This is a genomic window from Vibrio sp. LQ2 (genome assembly GCF_023920125.1).
Taxonomy (GTDB): Bacteria; Pseudomonadota; Gammaproteobacteria; order Enterobacterales; family Vibrionaceae; genus Vibrio; species Vibrio fluvialis.
Genome location: NZ_CP085308.1, coordinates 2,698,005 through 2,714,489 on the forward strand (window position 1 = coordinate 2,698,005; position 16,485 = coordinate 2,714,489).

At 53.8% G+C, this 16,485-nt stretch carries 14 protein-coding genes; 7 read left to right on the top strand and 7 right to left on the bottom strand.

Annotated features, from left to right (window positions below; genetic code table 11):
* Positions 1–5: 5 nt before the first annotated feature.
* The 7 genes from LGV68_RS12720 to LGV68_RS12750 all read right to left on the bottom strand — a co-directional run bounded on the left by LGV68_RS12720 (position 6) and on the right by LGV68_RS12750 (position 9,259).
* Positions 6–1,016 carry an HD domain-containing phosphohydrolase gene (locus tag LGV68_RS12720; protein ID WP_158126168.1) on the bottom strand — a complete coding sequence of 337 codons (1,011 nt, stop codon included), beginning with the start codon at positions 1,014–1,016 and terminating at the stop codon, positions 6–8.
* 11 nt (positions 1,017–1,027) lie between these two features.
* The gene (locus tag LGV68_RS12725; RefSeq protein ID WP_252535355.1) at positions 1,028–4,387 is read right to left on the bottom strand and encodes a PAS domain S-box protein; all 3,360 of its coding nucleotides are present in this window, start codon (positions 4,385–4,387) and stop codon (positions 1,028–1,030) included.
* A 268-nt stretch (positions 4,388–4,655) separates the two neighbouring features.
* Entirely contained in the window at positions 4,656–5,285 is a 630-nt protein-coding gene (locus LGV68_RS12730; protein WP_024375164.1) for a hypothetical protein, read from the bottom strand.
* Between the two features lie 10 nt (positions 5,286–5,295).
* Entirely contained in the window at positions 5,296–6,300 is a 1,005-nt protein-coding gene (locus LGV68_RS12735; RefSeq protein ID WP_222748912.1) for a 5'/3'-nucleotidase SurE, read from the bottom strand.
* A gap of 157 nt (positions 6,301–6,457) precedes the next feature.
* Positions 6,458–7,561, bottom strand: coding sequence for a hypothetical protein (locus tag LGV68_RS12740; RefSeq protein ID WP_252535356.1), 1,104 nt, complete (start codon positions 7,559–7,561; stop codon positions 6,458–6,460).
* On the bottom strand, positions 7,558–8,385 hold the full coding sequence (locus LGV68_RS12745) for a hypothetical protein (protein WP_233952209.1): 828 nt from the start codon (positions 8,383–8,385) through the stop codon (positions 7,558–7,560). The genes LGV68_RS12740 and LGV68_RS12745 overlap by 4 nt, the downstream gene beginning before the upstream one ends.
* A gap of 112 nt (positions 8,386–8,497) precedes the next feature.
* Positions 8,498–9,259, bottom strand: a complete 762-nt coding sequence (locus tag LGV68_RS12750; protein WP_225869373.1) for an AraC family transcriptional regulator — start codon at positions 9,257–9,259, stop codon at positions 8,498–8,500.
* 236 nt (positions 9,260–9,495) lie between these two features.
* Here LGV68_RS12750 and proC point away from each other — a divergent pair, with 236 nt between their 5' ends.
* The 7 genes from proC to panF all read left to right on the top strand — a co-directional run bounded on the left by proC (position 9,496) and on the right by panF (position 16,381).
* Complete coding sequence (proC, locus tag LGV68_RS12755) at positions 9,496–10,326, top strand: pyrroline-5-carboxylate reductase (RefSeq protein WP_100268485.1); 831 nt, start codon at positions 9,496–9,498, stop codon at positions 10,324–10,326.
* Between the two features lie 175 nt (positions 10,327–10,501).
* Positions 10,502–11,560: a TRAP transporter substrate-binding protein DctP gene (gene dctP / locus LGV68_RS12760; RefSeq protein WP_252535357.1), complete on the top strand. Its 1,059-nt coding sequence runs from the start codon at positions 10,502–10,504 to the stop codon at positions 11,558–11,560.
* A gap of 68 nt (positions 11,561–11,628) precedes the next feature.
* On the top strand, positions 11,629–12,132 hold the full coding sequence (locus LGV68_RS12765; RefSeq protein WP_020328313.1) for a TRAP transporter small permease subunit: 504 nt from the start codon (positions 11,629–11,631) through the stop codon (positions 12,130–12,132).
* Positions 12,129–13,457 (top strand): TRAP transporter large permease subunit, encoded by a 1,329-nt coding sequence (locus LGV68_RS12770; protein ID WP_047460800.1) that lies wholly within the window; start codon positions 12,129–12,131, stop codon positions 13,455–13,457. The genes LGV68_RS12765 and LGV68_RS12770 overlap by 4 nt, the downstream gene beginning before the upstream one ends.
* Positions 13,458–13,511: 54 nt before the next feature.
* Positions 13,512–14,471 (top strand): ornithine cyclodeaminase family protein, encoded by a 960-nt coding sequence (locus LGV68_RS12775; RefSeq protein WP_252535359.1) that lies wholly within the window; start codon positions 13,512–13,514, stop codon positions 14,469–14,471.
* A 181-nt stretch (positions 14,472–14,652) separates the two neighbouring features.
* Positions 14,653–14,934: a YhdT family protein gene (locus LGV68_RS12780; RefSeq protein WP_020328309.1), complete on the top strand. Its 282-nt coding sequence runs from the start codon at positions 14,653–14,655 to the stop codon at positions 14,932–14,934.
* Positions 14,927–16,381 (top strand): sodium/pantothenate symporter, encoded by a 1,455-nt coding sequence (panF, locus tag LGV68_RS12785; RefSeq protein ID WP_100268482.1) that lies wholly within the window; start codon positions 14,927–14,929, stop codon positions 16,379–16,381. Before LGV68_RS12780 ends, panF begins: the two co-directional genes overlap by 8 nt.
* The last annotated feature ends 104 nt before the right edge of the window (positions 16,382–16,485 follow it).

Genomic DNA, 16,485 nt, shown 5'->3' on the forward strand with positions numbered 1-16,485 from the left:
CTGCGTTATTCCGCCTCCGCCAAACACTCTTTAAACTGCTCTTTGATATCGAGAATCTGAGGCAGGTTGGCGATAAACAGCGGAATCAGTTGCGGGTCAAAATGCTTGCCCGCCTGTGTTTGCAGAAACTCGACCGCTTCGTCCACCGGCCAGGCTTTTTTGTACGGTCGCTCGCTGGTAAGCGCATCAAAGACATCGGCAATGGCGGCAATGCGCCCTTCAACCGGAATATCTTCACCCGCCAGACCATGCGGGTAACCGCTGCCATCCCACTTTTCGTGATGAGTAATCGCGATGGTATGTGCCAAAGCCACCAGCGCCGAGCGAGGTTTCGCAAGAATGTTGGCACCAATCTGCGCATGCTTTTTCATGTGATCAAATTCGTCATGATCGAGCTTACCCGGCTTAAGCAGAATCTGATCCGGAATGGCGATTTTGCCGATGTCATGCATGGTGGAGGCCATACGCAGTTCGTCGGCCTGTTCTTCATCCATCCCTGCCGCCATCGCAAGCGTTTTGGCGTAATGGCTCATGCGTTGTACGTGCATGCCGGTTTCGTTATCTTTGTATTCCGCCGCGCGGCCAAGGCGCTGAATCAGGTCGATTTGCGTTTCGCGCAGCGTTTCGATTTTCACCAGCGAGAGATGCGTTTTCACCCGCGCTCTGACGATGGCAGGCACGATCGGTTTGACGATGTAATCCACACCGCCAATTTCAAACCCTTTTTCTTCATCAATGGTATCGCGCAAAGCGGTAACAAAAATGACCGGAATCGCTGCCGTCGTGGCGTTGGCCTTCAACTGTTCACACACGTCAAAACCGGTCATTTCCGGCATCATAATGTCCAGCAGCACCAGATCGACACTCTCCTGCTCCAGCAATGCCAGCGCATCCTGACCAGAACGGGCAAACGACAGGCGATAATGATCCTGCAACACCTGGCGCATGACTTTGAGGTTGGCGGGTTCGTCATCAACAATCAGAATTCGCGGTGGCTGTTTCGCAAGCAAAGACATACAGTTTCCTCTTATTGAAGCGCATTCAACGCCTGCTGCATTGCCTGTGCAGCCGCTTTGAAATCGAACTCGTCAATGGCGTGATGGGCCTCGACAATCTGTTTTTTTATGGTGGCCGGTGACGACTGAAGCAGCAGCGTCGCCAAATCATCGCGCAGTTCCCCTGACTGAGTGGCGTGCAACCAGTCGTTGAGGTGTACGATCAGAGCCTGAGTATCGATCTCTGCATCGGCTGTGATTGGTGCATTCTCCTGCGAATGAGCATTGAGTCTGGCACTGTCGCGTTTCAGCTCTGCCCAATAGTGTTCAATGTCGGCAAGTGCTTGATTCACTTGAGCAGGCAGATGAGCATCGGCGGATTTTTCCAATTGCGTAAAAGCGTGGAAGAGCGGCATCAATGCCAGATTGCCAGCCAGTCCTTTCAGCGCATGCGCGCGCTCGGCGAGTTGACTCCAGGCGCCATCATCGGCCAGTGCCGCCAACGTGCTTGCCACCTCACCCTGTTTGTCGAGCCAGGCTTGTAACTCCACTGCGTATAAGCGTTCGTCACCCCACAATTTCATCGCCTTTGCGAAATGCACGACTTGATAATCTGAATCTGTGGTTTGTTCACGTTCAACTGCTGGATTCGAGTTGCTGGCTTGCGGCTTGATGTTCAACACACGCGCCATTTCCTGAGTCAGTTGCGCAAAATCAACCGGCTTGTTGGCAAAGCCTGCCATGCCTGCATCTCTGGCCTGCAAACGATCTTCAATCAACACACTGGCCGTCAGCGCCACAATCGGGACCTGAGGCAGATTCTGCTCGGCCTCCCAATGGCGAATCTCACGGCTGGCGCCAAGGCCATCAAGGTTTGGCATCTGAATATCCATCAGCACCACATCCGGGAGCACCGTCTGATATTGCCGTACCGCTTCGAGACCATCCTGAGCGGTAAATACCGTGTGCCCCTGTCTTTCAAGCAAGATACGCAGCAGGTTAATGTTCTGTTCAATGTCATCACACACCAATACGCGCAGATGCGGCAACGCCACCACCTGAGATGACGGCGTAGCGACGGTCAGTTCACTGGCCGGGAGCGGCAGTTCAATCACGAAACAGCTGCCTCGGCCCGGCTGACTGGTTGCCGAAATCTGGCCGCCCATCAGCTCGACCAGCTGTTTAGAAATCGAGGTACCCAGCCCCGTACCACCAAAGCGGCGGCTCATTGACGCATCGGCCTGAGTAAAGGGTTCGAAAATCGCGTTCAGGCGCTCCGGCTCAATCCCAATACCGGTGTCGGTCACACTAAAGCGTATCCAGTCGGGCTTATCCGTCATCGGGTCGACGGCCAGCGTGACGCTGCCGTGCTCGGTAAACTTAATGCCGTTACCGACCAAATTCATCAACACCTGACGAATACGATCTTCTGCGCCTTCGACCACTTCGGGCAAGTTGGCCGACATAACTAAATCCAACTCAACCCGTTTGCTTTTTGCCCCCAGCCACAAGGTTGAGATCACGGTGTCGACACACGCCGCAAGCTTAAATGGAATCGGCTCTATTTCGAGTTTGTTCTTCTCCAGCTTGGCGCTGTCGAGAATGTCATTGAGCAGATGCAGCAGCGAACGCGACGACTGACAAATGGTTTGCAGGTGACGACGATTTTCGCCGCTGATGTCGGAATCAAGCAGAATGTCGGTAAAGCCGATGATGGCGTTCATCGGTGTGCGGATTTCGTGGCTCATATTGGCAAGAAACGAAGCTTTACTTTCCGCCGCATCTTCGGCGCGCAGCTTCGCTTCCAACAGCTCGCTTTCCATCTGTTTGCGACTGGAGATATCGACCATGACACCGTCTGACCACACGACATTGCCGTTTTCATCGCGCACAATCATGCCATTTTCCAGCACCCATACCGTGTGACCATCCTTGTGAGTGACACGGTATTCAATTTCGTACGTTTCCCGTTCATCCAGTGAGTTGCGAATGTTGTCGCACAACTGAGGGCGATCTTCTTCGAACAGGCAGTCAAAAAACGAGACTTCTCCGGAAAGCAGCACATCGGCAGAGTAACCACACAGCTCTGCGACACCGTCACTGAGGTAAATCGGAGTCCAACCATGATCGAGCAGGCGGCGAAACGACGCACCGGGAATGTTTTGCATCAGCGAGCTAAGGCGCTCCTCGCTTTCACGCAGCTTTTCTTCCATCGCTTTGCGTTGCGAAATGTCCGCGATAAAACCAACAAACAGCGTTTCACCGTCATCGAGATTGACGCGGCCGACGCCGAGACGTACCGGAATCAAATCACCATTGCGATGACGCGCGTAAACTTCGCGCGGTGAACCGATGACGCTCGCTTTACCCGTTTCCAGATAGCGTTTGAGATAGCCATCGTGCTGCTGTTGATGGTGCGATGGCATCAGCATCGACACATTGCGCCCGAGCACTTCATTTTCCTGCCAGCCAAATATCTGGCTGACCGCCGCATTGATGCCCTGAATTTCGCCTTTGGCATTGATGGTGATCACACCGTCGGTTGCGGTATCCAGAATGGCTTGTAATCGCGCTTCGCCAGAGGTCTTTTCCGACAACAGCTGGCGGTATCGTAGCTGTGAGCTGACGTTGAGTGCCAGCGTGGAAATCAACAATGTGAAGATCGCCACCGCCAACGCAAGCTGTTGATTATCCTGAACGCCTGCATGCATGCCCGCCACAGGGGTAATGCACTCTAACTGTTCAATAAAGCGCGCCGCTTCCATACCGGTGTAATGCATCCCCGAAATGGCCGCGCCCATGATGACCGCGCTGATCAGCTTCACGTGCAGAGAGCGCAAAGCAGGAAAGCGTTTTCGCAGCAAACGGCGCGCCGAGAGCGCAATAAAAGCCAGAACCACCGCCACCACAATAGAGAGCGCGAACCAGTACGGATCATAGCGCAGCGCCATGTCCATCCGCATCGCTTCCATACCGAGGTAATGCATCGCACCGATGCCTGCGCCGACAATCAGTCCATTGCGCAGCGTGAGGCGACAGGAGTCCGTTTCATCGATCAGAGATTTGAGCACGATGTAGCTGGCGACAATCGCGGGCAGCAGCGAGAGCGCCGTGATCATTGGGTCGTAATCCATCGAATGCGGCATCGCGAAAGCCAGCATGCCGACAAAGTGCATACTCCAGATACCACCTGCCATGATGAAAGCGCCGGAGAACAGAGCGATGCGGCGATATTTGCTGATCACAATATGGCGCGCAGCCGCCGCGAGACGCAAAGCGAAGAACGATGCCATTGAGGCGAGAAACACCGAAAGCAGCACCAGCCACGGGTCATAAGTTCCGGTAACCAGTTTAGATGGGTCGACATCCGTAACAAAAAACTGCTCAAGCATAAGGTGATCGTTCTTCTTGTGATGAATAGATGGTCAGAAACGGCACAAGGTACTATTGATCACCTTCAATGTGTAGTGATTCATGAGAAGAATATCAATTATCTTAGTTATTGATTAACAACCTTATTTTTGTTGTGGATACACTAAATCAGCAAAAGCTGATGCAACTGTTTGAGCCTGCTGAGGAAATTGCTCAACGTCACCATGACGGAGCAAAAAGCAGACAAAGCCGCTGGTGAGCAGCGGCTTTGGAAGAAGAAACAAAGAATCAGATTTTCACCCACACCTGAGGAAACGTCTCGCTGTTGGTCTGAATATTCAGGCTGACCAGAGATTCGTTCTCCGTCTCCAGAGTAACCAGATTCACACTCCCTGCTGCGGCACATGGATCATCTATCAGTTGCATTTCCGCCAAACCATCGACGTCAGCAGTCACGGTCAGACTGCCGGAGCTTTCACAACTTGCGCCACTGACGGTAAGTGCGCCGCTGTCATCGATGCTCATTTGCAGCAGTGCGTCGTGATAACGCGCCTGATAGGAGCCGGCAAAGCTGGCAATATCCACGCTCTCTGCAGAGACCGGTGACAGAATGGTTTCACCATTGCTGTTGGTGCACGCCAGAGCAGCGGCGCTCATTTCGCAACTTAACCCCGCCGCCGAAAATACCAGCTTACCTTCACTACTGCTGCCCACATACGAGGTCTGATGCTCACGTTCATCCCACAGCGTCAGTAACGTCGCCGAATTCTGCACCACAACCTGCGCTGATAAAGGCAGCGTGTCGTCACTCCATACCACACCTTCATACGTGCCTACTTGTATGGTGTTGTCGGTGGGTTTACACCCCCACAATGCGAACGCGCAGCAAAGTGCCATCATCCATTGTTGCTGTTTCATCACCGCTTCCCTACTCCAAACCGATCAAACGCTGGCCAACCAACGCGACTTTGCCGCGTGCCGCCTGCACGTTGCCATCAATCGTGCTGATGGTGATGTAGCCTTCGTTAACCGCGACACCTTCAGAATCTTCACTGCTGTCGCCAGCATCACCAGTGGTGAAAGTCAGCCCTTGCTTGCCAGATAGCGCACTCGTTGCCGCCGCTTGCGCTTCTTCTGAAGTCATGCCGCCCGCAATCAGGCTCTGCATGGTGTAGTACAGCGCGGTGGAATCGGTAGACAGATCATCGCTGAATTTAAGCAGCGCACCGCCGCCGTTCCAGCCCACATCGGTAAACTTGTACCCCTGCGTGTTGTTCATCTCTTCCGGGGTATTGACGTTCAACCCGGTATAAGCAGGCAATAGCGGCTGGCCCGAAGGTTGGTTGGCCACCAGCTGCGCGACAATCTCAACCACCACGTTCGCCACCAGTTGTGATTGCTCTGCGTCTGACGCGGTATTGGAATTGGCGCTGACCGCAATGGCCGGAATGCCGCGGCTGAGTGAAATCATCGCCGCACCGAGCGTGCCGGAGTTGTTGTTCATATAGCCAAGGTTGTTCCCTTCATTCGGTCCCGAAATCACCAGATCAGGATCTTGCCCCCACACGGCCTGCGCGGCGACATCAATCCCGTAGATCGCCGCCATCACTGGCGTTCCTTCTGCGAAACTGGAAAACGCCACCGAGGTATCGGTGTCACCGACACAATATTCCTGATCCGCCGACTGGGTCTCATCAACCGACACGGGTTTGAGGAACGTCATCGCACCGCCTTTGCCACTTTGTCCGGTACAAGGCGCCGACATAATCACATCGTGACCCGCCGCTTCGAGCGTACTTTTCATCACCTGAATGTTGGTGGTGTCCCAACTGTCGTCATTCGTCAGCAGAATATTGAGCGCAAAAGATGGGTTGGAAAGCGTCAGGGTGCCACACGCTGCCATCGCCAGGCAGACTTTTGAGAATTGCTTCATGATTGATCCGTTTTTTCACTGTGTTGTCTTCCGCTCAAACTCCGTGTTCGAGCGGTCTGGACGTTACTTTTGCGAAAAAACATGACGCTTCGGTTACAACTTTTCAGCGGTTCAATAAAGAGATATCTTTAAAATATTTCCACTATATTTCAATCATTTAAAAATCATCGATAGCAATATCAATCCGATTTGGAGACATCTTTAAACGGTAGCAGGACTGCGCGTTTTGATCTTTTCGGCCATTTTCAAATCCGCAAGCTTCCGTGAGCGTCTCCCCAACCACACCCAGCAGCGCCTCTTTAATTTTATTGCGGTTCTGATCGAGGGTTTTGGCCCGCAAACCATGTTGTTTAAGCTCGCTAATGGCGCGCCCATGACCTCCGAATTGCTCCATCAACTCAATCAAACTTTGCGCACTGAACACATCCGGACGGTTCGCTGGCGGGTTGCTCACCCAGCCATTATCGCTCTCGCACTTGCGGCGCTGCGCGTACCACAGCCAGTAAATGGCCGGCGTAACCGACAAAGGGATCACCAACGCATTCAGGCGAACCTGAAGTTGACCAGAATGAGTGATGAACTTGAGCGCCAACGGCTGCGAAGCTTGATTAAGCAGTTCAACCGCATCTTCAATCGTGTATGAAGACTTACGGCTTGCGAGCACCGCCAGTAAATAATCACCATCAGGTTCAGCGCTCGGCGCCGAACCGCGAAAGTGTTGCTGCGCTTGCTTCCAAACCTTGGCATCAGTTCCCTGTTGAGACAACTGATGCAGCAAACGCCGATCGCTCAGCCTGAGTGGTTGCGGCCGCCAACGCATCAGCAGAGAAGTCAGTCCCGCCGCCAACAGCGCAATACTGACCCATGGCAGCCACTGCACATCGCACTGCATGGAAAGGCGCTGTGCCTCACCCTGCGATGGCAGCTGTAGCGTAATCGGGAATCGCAGCCCGTTTGTTGCCGAGTTTGAAGACTCAAACCCGCACGTTGCCAGCACTTGCAACGGGTTGTGCCATTGCAGATGGTTCAGCATCTCACGGCTTTGCAGCGCAAACAGCACTTGGGTTTCAGCCTGCTCGCCCAATTCAGCACTGTCCCGCCAAACCAGACTACGCGCCGCCTCAATCGGGCCATCAATCAACTGCTGCAAACGTGCCTGAGTCTGCATCACGCTGACCAACAGCGAGATCAGCAGATAACACACGGTCAAACCAAACACGCGAGCGATCGGTGCGCGGCGTACTAAGGAAATAAGGTTCATGGGGCGGAAGCTGTCAGCAATTGTTTGAGGCGAAGCTGCAACGCTTGCAGCACTTGAACGTCGCGCAATGAACGGGAAACAAACCAGCCACCAGCGGAAATACCCTGCGCGATCGTCGTTTGATAAAACGTATCGCCCTGATACAGCGGGCTGTAATTGGTATCCGGAATGACATCAATCTCCCCCCTCATGAGCGCAGAAACCATCGCCTGACGTGACGGATAACGGATCACACTGGCAGCATGAATATCAATAGACAGTTGCTCCAGCACTTGTACCGGCAGCTGATAGCCAGAGCGACTGAAGGTATCACTGAGCAGACCGATACGATGCGTCGCAAGAAATTGCGGCGTGATAGGCTCGCGGGCAAACCACAGTGCATCGTATTGAGGCATGGGCAGCAGGGTCTCGTAGTAGCGCTGATAGTCCGGGCTCAATCCCGCCAGATGATAGTCGCGCCCCCACATCAGATCGAAATCCTGCTGATAGATCATACGTGGCGTCAGTTCACCACGTGGCAACCATTGCACCGTAACATCACTAAAACGGTGATTGAGAACAGGGTCACTGCACAGCGTTGACAGCAGAGGCCTTGCCATAACATGCGCCGGGATCAATATGGTTAGATTGGGCAGCGCTGGATCGGCGTGTTTTGTTGCCTTAACCGCAGAACAGGATAACTGATTAAAAGTGAGAGTTTGGGGCATGGTGAGTATTGGTGCTTGCAACCAAGCCATCAACCCAACGAACAAGATCAGGCTCATCAGGGTGTAACAGCGCGGCGCAGCTGGATGGTGCCAGAGCCGCGTCATGACGTCATTCATAACGGCGATACGTTCCTTCGTTTTGTGAAGAAACTACGCCAATGTTATGAAGTTAATATGACAATTTAGAACGATTACGGCTGTTCGGTGCATTTGACCACCGATTTAGCGATCATCGTTTTGCAGACATTTTACGACGCATTTGCCCCGGAGTTTCACCGAAAAAGCGCCGAAACGCATGAGTTAACGCGCTCTGGCTGGAAAATCCGACCTTTTCGGCAATTTCGATCAGCGGCAAGCGAGTATCACGAATCATCTGATGCGCACGTTTCATCCGCGCGGTAAACAGGTATTGCCCCGGCGTTATGCCTGCCGCTTCGCGAAACAGCTCATGGAAGTGCCCGGCGCTGACATTACTGACCGACGCTAAGCGCGAGGTTGGCAGCGCTTCATCAATGTGTTGCTGAATGTATTCGTCGATCGCAACCAAATCGAGACGGCCACGATGAAGGTAATTGACTTCCTGCTTGTGGAACATGCGTTGATGCAGGCTGGATAAAAAGGTGGTGGTGATCCCCTCCGCCGCCTCCGGATAGCTGTCCCACACTTTGTTTTCCCGGTGCATGTAGGCCAGCAGATAACGCAGGCCGGAATCGATATCAAAATACTGCGCCGATTCGAACAGACGCTCAACCTTAAAACCGACATTCTCAGTCGGAATATCGAGGATAATGTGGCTATTATCGCCGATCCCCTCATAAAAGTGGACGTCTCCACCTGGCACCAAACAACCATGAAACGGGTCAACCTGACCGCCTCTGCCCTGCACTTCAAACGCTGCGCCGCCACGATACGCAATCACAATCTGATGGTAATCGTGGTCATGATGTAAGCAACTATTTTGCAGAGTTTGTGTTCGAATTCGAATACCCATGATGAGTGTGGAAACATGTCCGACCAGGTTAATAAGAATTATTCTCTTATAACAAAGGTGTCATTAAAAACACAAGCAATATTTCAAAAGCGTTTCAAATGTTAAACAAGTGCTGCAATTTGCGCAAAAAATCAGGAGTTTTAAACAAGAATCCAACATGAGTAGCTGCTTAAATGCAAAACAACGCAAGGACACCATGCGGCAAACACAGCTCTCAATCAGGAAGAAAAATAACAATGACAGCAACGATCACTTTTATTGGTGCGGGAAACATGGCCAGCGCAATTGTCGGCGGCTTGGTCAGTCAGGGATACCCAGCCGATAGCATTACCGCAACGTCGCCGGACACAGCCATGCTTGACGCCGTCAGCACGCGCTTTGGTATTCAGGTCACCAGCGACAACTGCGCCGCCATCGCACAAGCCGACATTGTGGTACTGGCCGTCAAACCGCAGATTCTGCGGGTGGTATGTGAGGAACTACGCCCTAGCTTAGATGCTCGCGAGGTGCCCCCACTGGTACTTTCCATCGCCGCGGGGATTCCGCTCGGTTCGTTACAAGTCTGGTTGGGTGAGCACGTACCTGTTGTGCGCGCCATGCCAAATACGCCAGCCATGATCGGCTGTGGAGCCACTGCGCTTAAAGCGAATACTCTGGTCAGCGAAGCCCAATGTCAGCAGATCGAAAAACTGCTATCGAGTACCGGCATTGTCGAATGGCTGGCTGATGAAGAGCTGATGGATGCCGCCACCGCCGTCGCGGGCAGCGCACCTGCATATTTCTTCCTCTTTTTCAAAGCGATGGAAGATGCCGCCGTGGCACAAGGACTTCCCCGCTCCACAGCACGCAAACTGGCGCTGCAAACCGGCTTTGGCGCCGCATCCATGGCACTAACCGGTGAGGATGAACCGGAGCAACTGATGCGCAATGTGATGTCGCCACAAGGTTCAACCGAGCGTGCCATTGCCTCATTCGAAGCCGCCGGGCTTCGCAACATCGTTGCACAGGCCATGCAGGACTGTGCCGATCGCGCCCGAGAGATGCAGTCGCTCTTTGGTGAAAAATAACGAAATAGCCCACAGCACAATATTCCAATAACCGACGTACCCGACCCAGTCGGAAGGCGGTCATCCGTTGCGCCCGCGCGTAGTGGCGTTGTATGCGCGTGGGTGGATGCCGCCTGAATACGGCGACCTCAGGTAACCGAGGTAAACCTACAACCCGTAAAAGGACTCAGTAAAGATGAAAGGAAATCTTCGTAAAATCATGAAAACCGCCGCTCTGGCTGCGTGTGTTTCACTGGCAACGTCAGCCGCTCACGCCGATGAATGGCGCATGGCCACCCCTTGGTCTGGTGGCCCTTGGCTGGAACGCGACGCCAAGTTTTTTGCCGACAACGTCAGCGAACTGACTCACGGTGACATCAGCGTGAAAGTGTTTCCGGGTGGTACACTCGGCAGCGCGCTGAAAGTTACGGACACCGTAAAATCGGGCGTGGCGACGGTCAGCCATAACTACATCAACTACGACTACGGTAAAGATCCAACGACCGCGCTGCTGGCCGGTCACTCAAGCGGTCTGACACCGGAAGAGTTCATGCTGTGGATGTACAAAGGCGGTGGTATCGAACTGTACGAACAGTACCGTAAAGAGAAATTCGGTGTGGTCGCTTTCCCTTGTTCCATTCTTGGCACCGAAATTTTCCTTCACTCCAACAAGCCCGTTCGCACGCTGGAAGACTTCAAAGGTCTGCGCATCCGCACCTCTGGCGCATGGGCGGAAATCGCCTCTCGTCTTGGCGCGTCAACCGTGGTGATGGCGGGTAGCGATATCTACTCCGCGCTGGAACGTGGCGTGATTGACGCAGCCGAATGGGGCAGCCCGGAAATGAACCGTCCAACTGGTTTCCAGGAAGTGGCGAAATACGTGATTCTACCGGGGATTCACCAGTCGGGTGGCGTACTGGAGTGTCAGGTGAACCAAAAAGCGTGGAACAAACTGCCTGCCGAAGAACAAGCCCTGGTTCGCCAAGCCGCCAAACTGTCTCTGTTTGATTCATGGCTGGCTTCTTCTTATGCCGACTTAGATGCTTACAAAGAGCTGGTCAATGGCAGCAACGAAATCGTTCGTTTGGATCCGACATTCATCAGCCAGATCATGGCAGAAACTAATAAGTGGGAAGATGAACACGCGGCAGACAACGCTTGGTTCAAGCGCGTGCTGACCTCTCAGCGCGAGTTCAAAGAGAAGATCAAACTGTGGCCGGAATACCGTCTGCAAATCGGCGCGACCGAAGGCTAATCTTCTTTGCCACAGCCGCCGTAAGGCGGCTGTCTGGTCTCTTTTCCGATCGTAATTAGGTTAACACTATGAAGTTGATTACCAGTATCGAGGCCATTACCCGCTTTGCCGGGCTGATCGCCGCTCTGTTGGTATTGCCGCTGATCGGTGCACTTGTCACCGAAGTTTTCAGCCGCTATATGTTCGATTCCCCGACCCTCTGGGCTTTTGAAATCAGTTATATGGTCATGGGTGCTATTTTCATGCTTGGCCTCGCCAATGCACTGCGTCTTGGCCAGCACGTCAGTGTCGATGTGATGACTCTGAAACTCAAACCGCGCGTCAACGCAACGGTGCGCAGCCTTTGCTATCTGATGTTCCTGCCTATCGTGTGTTGGATCAGTCTGGATTTGTATCACTACTTCTACGAAGCGTTTGAAAGTGGTGAACGCTCCGGCCGTTCGGCATGGAACCCGGTGATGTGGCCAATCTATGGCGTCTGGTTTATTGGCCTGGCGGCTCTGAGCCTGCAAATTCTGGCAGAACTGCTGAAATCGGCGCAAATCGCCCTTGGCCGCGAGGTGAATGTATGAGTGATTATTTATCCCTGTTGATGTTCCCGCTATTGATCTTGTTTATCTTTGCGGGATTTCAGGTCGCATTCTCCATGATTCTGGTCGCGACCATTTTCGGCCTGATGCAATTTGGCGACGTGACCGCTTATCAATTGCTGAGCAAAATTGAAGAAACCGCCACCAACTCGATACTTGCCGCCGTCCCGCTGTTTATTTTCATGGGGGCGATGTTGGAGAAATCCGGTATCGCCGAGCGGCTGTTTAAAGCCATCCATATGTGGACGCACGGCATGCCCGGCGGACTTGGCGTCGGCGCCATTCTGCTCGGCACCATTTTCGCTGCCGCGAGCGGCGTGGTCGGCGCAACCGAAGCGGTGATTGGCATGCTCGCCATTCCAATCATGATGAAACACGCTTACGACAAACGCCTGCTGTCCGGCGTGATCTGCGCCAGTGGCTCGCTCGGTACCGCGATTCCGCCTTCGATTACCGTGATTGTACTTGGTCCGGTGGCGGGCGTGTCGGTCGGTCAGCTATTCAGTGGCTTGCTGCTGCCGGGCCTGATGATGGCGACGCTGTTTATTTTGTACGTGATTGTGCTCTCGTGGCTGAAACCGGCGGTGGCACCTCGCCAGATTGAAGATGGCGAAGGCTACAGCCTGAAAGAGCGACTGGTCGCGACGTTCACTGCGCTGCTGCCAGCGGCTATTCTGATTTTTGCCGTGCTGGGCACCATCCTGATGGGTTTAGCCACACCGACCGAAGCCGCCGCCTGTGGTGCACTTGGCTCCATCATTCTGGCCGCCTGTTACCGTAACCTGAAACTGCAGGTGATGTGGAGCTCGCTGATGAGCACCGTCAACATCTCTGCCATGATCTTACTGATTGTGCTCGGCGGGAACATGTTTGCGGGCGTATTCTTTGCCGCAGGTGGTATGGCGACCGTGCAATCAGTACTGCTCGGCACTGGCCTTGAAGCGTGGGCAATTCTGGCGCTGATCCTCATCATCGCATTTCTGGCAGGGTTTGTGCTCGACATGATGTCGGTGGTATTGATCGTGATTCCGGTTGCAATGCCCGTGGTGCGCATTCTCGGCTTTGATGAAGTGTGGTTCTGCGTGGCGTTCCTGGTGGTACTGCAAACCAGCTACCTGACTCCGCCGCTGGCGCCCTCGATTTTCTATCTGCGTGCCATTACGCCGCCGGATATTTCGCTGCGTCATATGTATGCGGGCGTGGTGCCGTTTATTGTAATCCAGCTTCTGGTGCTGACGGCAGTGCTCGCCTTCCCCGATACCGCGTTGTGGTTACCCGATGTGATGGGTGGCCCGGCCTGGGAATAATAGTGACTCGACTGGCGGCACTGGCTGCCAGTCTTGCAAACTCTGTGAGGTTTTATGAAGTTTCTCTCAGCCGACGTTGTTGCCCGCCATCTGCCTTGGACAACGCTCATCGACAAACTGGACGATACCTTTCGCACGGGTGTGAATGCCCCCGCGCGTCACCACCACACCATTGAGCGCCCCGACGGCGAAGCCACCATGCTGCTGATGCCCGCATGGGAGCAACATGGCTATATTGGCATGAAAATGCTCAACGTATTTCCGCAGAACTCGTCCGCGGGCTTGCCTGCGATTTCCGGCCTGTATCTGTTATCGGAAGGCCAACATGGCCAAACGCTGGCGTGCATTGCCGGCAACGAACTGACTCGTCGTCGCACCGCCGCAGCCTCTGCGCTGGCCGCGCGTTATCTGGCCAAAACAAATGCGCAGACGCTACTTATCGTCGGCACCGGACAGGTGGCGCCGATGCTGATTGAAGCGCACGCCGCTGTGCGGCCGATTGAGCGCGTGTTGGTCTGGGGGCGTAATCCCGACAAAGTGCAGGCAATGGTTGATGAGTATCAGGATTATCAAGGCGCCTTTACCACCATCACGCAGATTGAAGCCGTCAGCGATCTGGCCAAAGCCTGCGCTCAGGCCGACATCATCAGTTGCGCGACGCTCTCCAAAGAACCCATTGTGCGGGGTGAATGGTTACAACCCGGCTGCCACCTCGATTTGGTCGGGGCGTTTCGCAAAGATATGCGCGAATGTGATGGTGAAACCGTTGCACGCAGTCAGGTGTTTGTCGATACCTGGGCAGGCGCAAAAGGCGAAGCAGGCGATCTGCATCAGGCGATGGCCGAAGGTCAGTTCTCAATGGAAGACATTCATGGCGACTTGGAACAGTTGACTCGCCACGAGGTGTTTGGCCGCCGCTCCGATGACGACATCACGCTGTTTAAATCGGTCGGCGCGTCGCTGGAAGATCTCGCCGCCGCAATTGTACTGTGGGAAGGTTTACCCCAAGACTGATTATCCTTCCGTCCCTTTCCTCACATGCGCCGACGTACATGTCTGTTGTGACACTTTTTGTTCAGGTCAGGTTTGCACTCACCTAACCTGAACACCCTGGTTTAGTAATCTTTTGTGCCTTGCAGCACATTTGTAATACCATAGCCCTCCTCCGTATGGTACCTAGACTGGGAGACAACTTATGGACAACAGAAAAAGCAGGTATCGTCAGGCGCATCGTGAGGCTTTTTTAGCCATTGCGCTGGCAGTGGGCTATTTCATCTGGTGGTACGTTTCCGCCTATGGGTTTTCGGCGCCGCCGCAAGACACCAGCATGCCTGAACTCTATTTCGGCATGCCGCTCTGGTTCCTGCTTTCGTGTGTGATTGGCCCGATCGTTTTCACTGTGCTGTGCGCGGTGATGGTGAAAGTGTTTTATCGCGATATTCCCTTAGATGTAAATCCTGACGAATCCAATGAATAGTCAACTTCTCATACCTTTAGTTATTTATCTGATTGGCGTATTCGCGGTCGCTTTTCTGACTCGCCGTCACTACAAAAACGGCAGCTTCCTCAGCGAATACTTTGTGGGTAGCCGCAGCATGGGTGGCTTCGTATTAGCCATGACGTTGGCCGCCACGTATGCCAGCGCCAGTAGCTTTATCGGCGGCCCCGGAGCGGCATACAAAATGGGCCTCGGATGGGTATTGCTGGCCATGATCCAGTTACCGGCGACCTGGCTGACACTGGGGGTTCTGGGTAAAAAGTTTGCGATTGAAGCGCGCAAACATAACGCCCTGACACTCAATGACATTTTGTATGCACGCTTTAAAAGTCGCGCGGTCGTCATTCTGGCTTCGTTCTCTTTGCTGCTCGCCTTTTTCGGCACCATGGTTGTGCAGTTTGTCGGCGGCGCACGCCTGCTGCAAACCGTCACGGGATTGCCGTATGAACAGGGCTTGTTGCTGTTTGCCTGCACCGTCGGTTTGTATACCACCATCGGCGGTTTTCGCGCTGTGGTACTGACCGACACCATTCAGGGCATCATGATGCTCATCGGCACCATTATTCTGTTGGTTGGCGTGGTGCACGCGGGCGGCAGCGTCGGTGAACTGATCACCAGCTTGCATGCGATTGATCCCGCGTTGGTTACTCCGTATGGACCGAATCACTTCCTCAGCCAACCGTTTATTCTCAGTTTCTGGGTGTTGGTCTGTTTTGGCGTGATTGGTCTGCCGCATGCGGCGGTGCGTTGTATGTCGTACAAAGACAGTCCTTCGCTGCACAAAGGCATGGTGATCAGCACCATCATGATGGCGCTGCTGATGTTTGGCACCCACATGGCAGGCGCATTGGGGCGCGCGATTGTGCCGGATGTTGGCAGCCCGGATCAGATCATGCCGACCCTGATGATGACGGTACTGCCACCCATGGTGGCCGGCATCTTTCTCGCAGGCCCGATGGCAGCCATCATGTCGACCATCGACTCACAGCTGATTCAGGCGTCAGCCACGCTGCTGAAAGATCTCTACATCAACTACATCAATCCGGGTGTGGTCAAAGAGGACAACGCGGAGAGTAAACTCAATCGCATGTCACTGTGGATCACCGGCATCTTTGCCCTATTGGTCTTCTTTGCTGCCACCAACCCACCAGACATGATTGTGTGGCTGAACCTGATTGCCCTCGGCGGCCTGCAAGCCGTTTTTTTGTGGCCGTTAGTACTTGGTTTGTACTGGGAAAAGGCATCGGCCACGGGGGCGTTGTGCTCCATGGTTTCCGGGCTGACCGTCTATATCGGCCTGATGTGGATAAAGCCAGACATGGGCGGCGTGCATCCGATTGTGCCGACACTGGTGGTTGGCCTGCTGTCATTTATCGCAGGCAGTTGGTTAAAACCCAAACCGCAGCCAGCGGCGATCCATTCCTGACAGAACCGATTTGAACGAGAGAAGAGCGGCCATCAGCCGCTCTTTTTGATTCTGACCAGCGACATAAATCTCCTCAATCCCGTTGCCTTTGGCGTCATCTCTCC

Excerpts from the sequence above, each read along its gene's own strand:
- LGV68_RS12720 (WP_158126168.1), bottom strand. The coding sequence starts at position 1,016 with ATGTCTTTGCTTGCGAAACAGCCACCGCGAATTCTGATTGTTGATGAC.
- LGV68_RS12725 (WP_252535355.1), bottom strand. The coding sequence starts at position 4,387 with ATGCTTGAGCAGTTTTTTGTTACGGATGTCGACCCATCTAAACTGGTT.
- LGV68_RS12730 (WP_024375164.1), bottom strand. The coding sequence starts at position 5,285 with ATGAAACAGCAACAATGGATGATGGCACTTTGCTGCGCGTTCGCATTG.
- LGV68_RS12735 (WP_222748912.1), bottom strand. The coding sequence starts at position 6,300 with ATGAAGCAATTCTCAAAAGTCTGCCTGGCGATGGCAGCGTGTGGCACC.
- LGV68_RS12740 (WP_252535356.1), bottom strand. The coding sequence starts at position 7,561 with ATGAACCTTATTTCCTTAGTACGCCGCGCACCGATCGCTCGCGTGTTT.
- LGV68_RS12745 (WP_233952209.1), bottom strand. The coding sequence starts at position 8,385 with ATGAATGACGTCATGACGCGGCTCTGGCACCATCCAGCTGCGCCGCGC.
- LGV68_RS12750 (WP_225869373.1), bottom strand. The coding sequence starts at position 9,259 with ATGGGTATTCGAATTCGAACACAAACTCTGCAAAATAGTTGCTTACAT.
- proC (WP_100268485.1), top strand. The coding sequence starts at position 9,496 with ATGACAGCAACGATCACTTTTATTGGTGCGGGAAACATGGCCAGCGCA.
- dctP (WP_252535357.1), top strand. The coding sequence starts at position 10,502 with ATGAAAGGAAATCTTCGTAAAATCATGAAAACCGCCGCTCTGGCTGCG.
- LGV68_RS12765 (WP_020328313.1), top strand. The coding sequence starts at position 11,629 with ATGAAGTTGATTACCAGTATCGAGGCCATTACCCGCTTTGCCGGGCTG.
- LGV68_RS12770 (WP_047460800.1), top strand. The coding sequence starts at position 12,129 with ATGAGTGATTATTTATCCCTGTTGATGTTCCCGCTATTGATCTTGTTT.
- LGV68_RS12775 (WP_252535359.1), top strand. The coding sequence starts at position 13,512 with ATGAAGTTTCTCTCAGCCGACGTTGTTGCCCGCCATCTGCCTTGGACA.
- LGV68_RS12780 (WP_020328309.1), top strand. The coding sequence starts at position 14,653 with ATGGACAACAGAAAAAGCAGGTATCGTCAGGCGCATCGTGAGGCTTTT.
- panF (WP_100268482.1), top strand. The coding sequence starts at position 14,927 with ATGAATAGTCAACTTCTCATACCTTTAGTTATTTATCTGATTGGCGTA.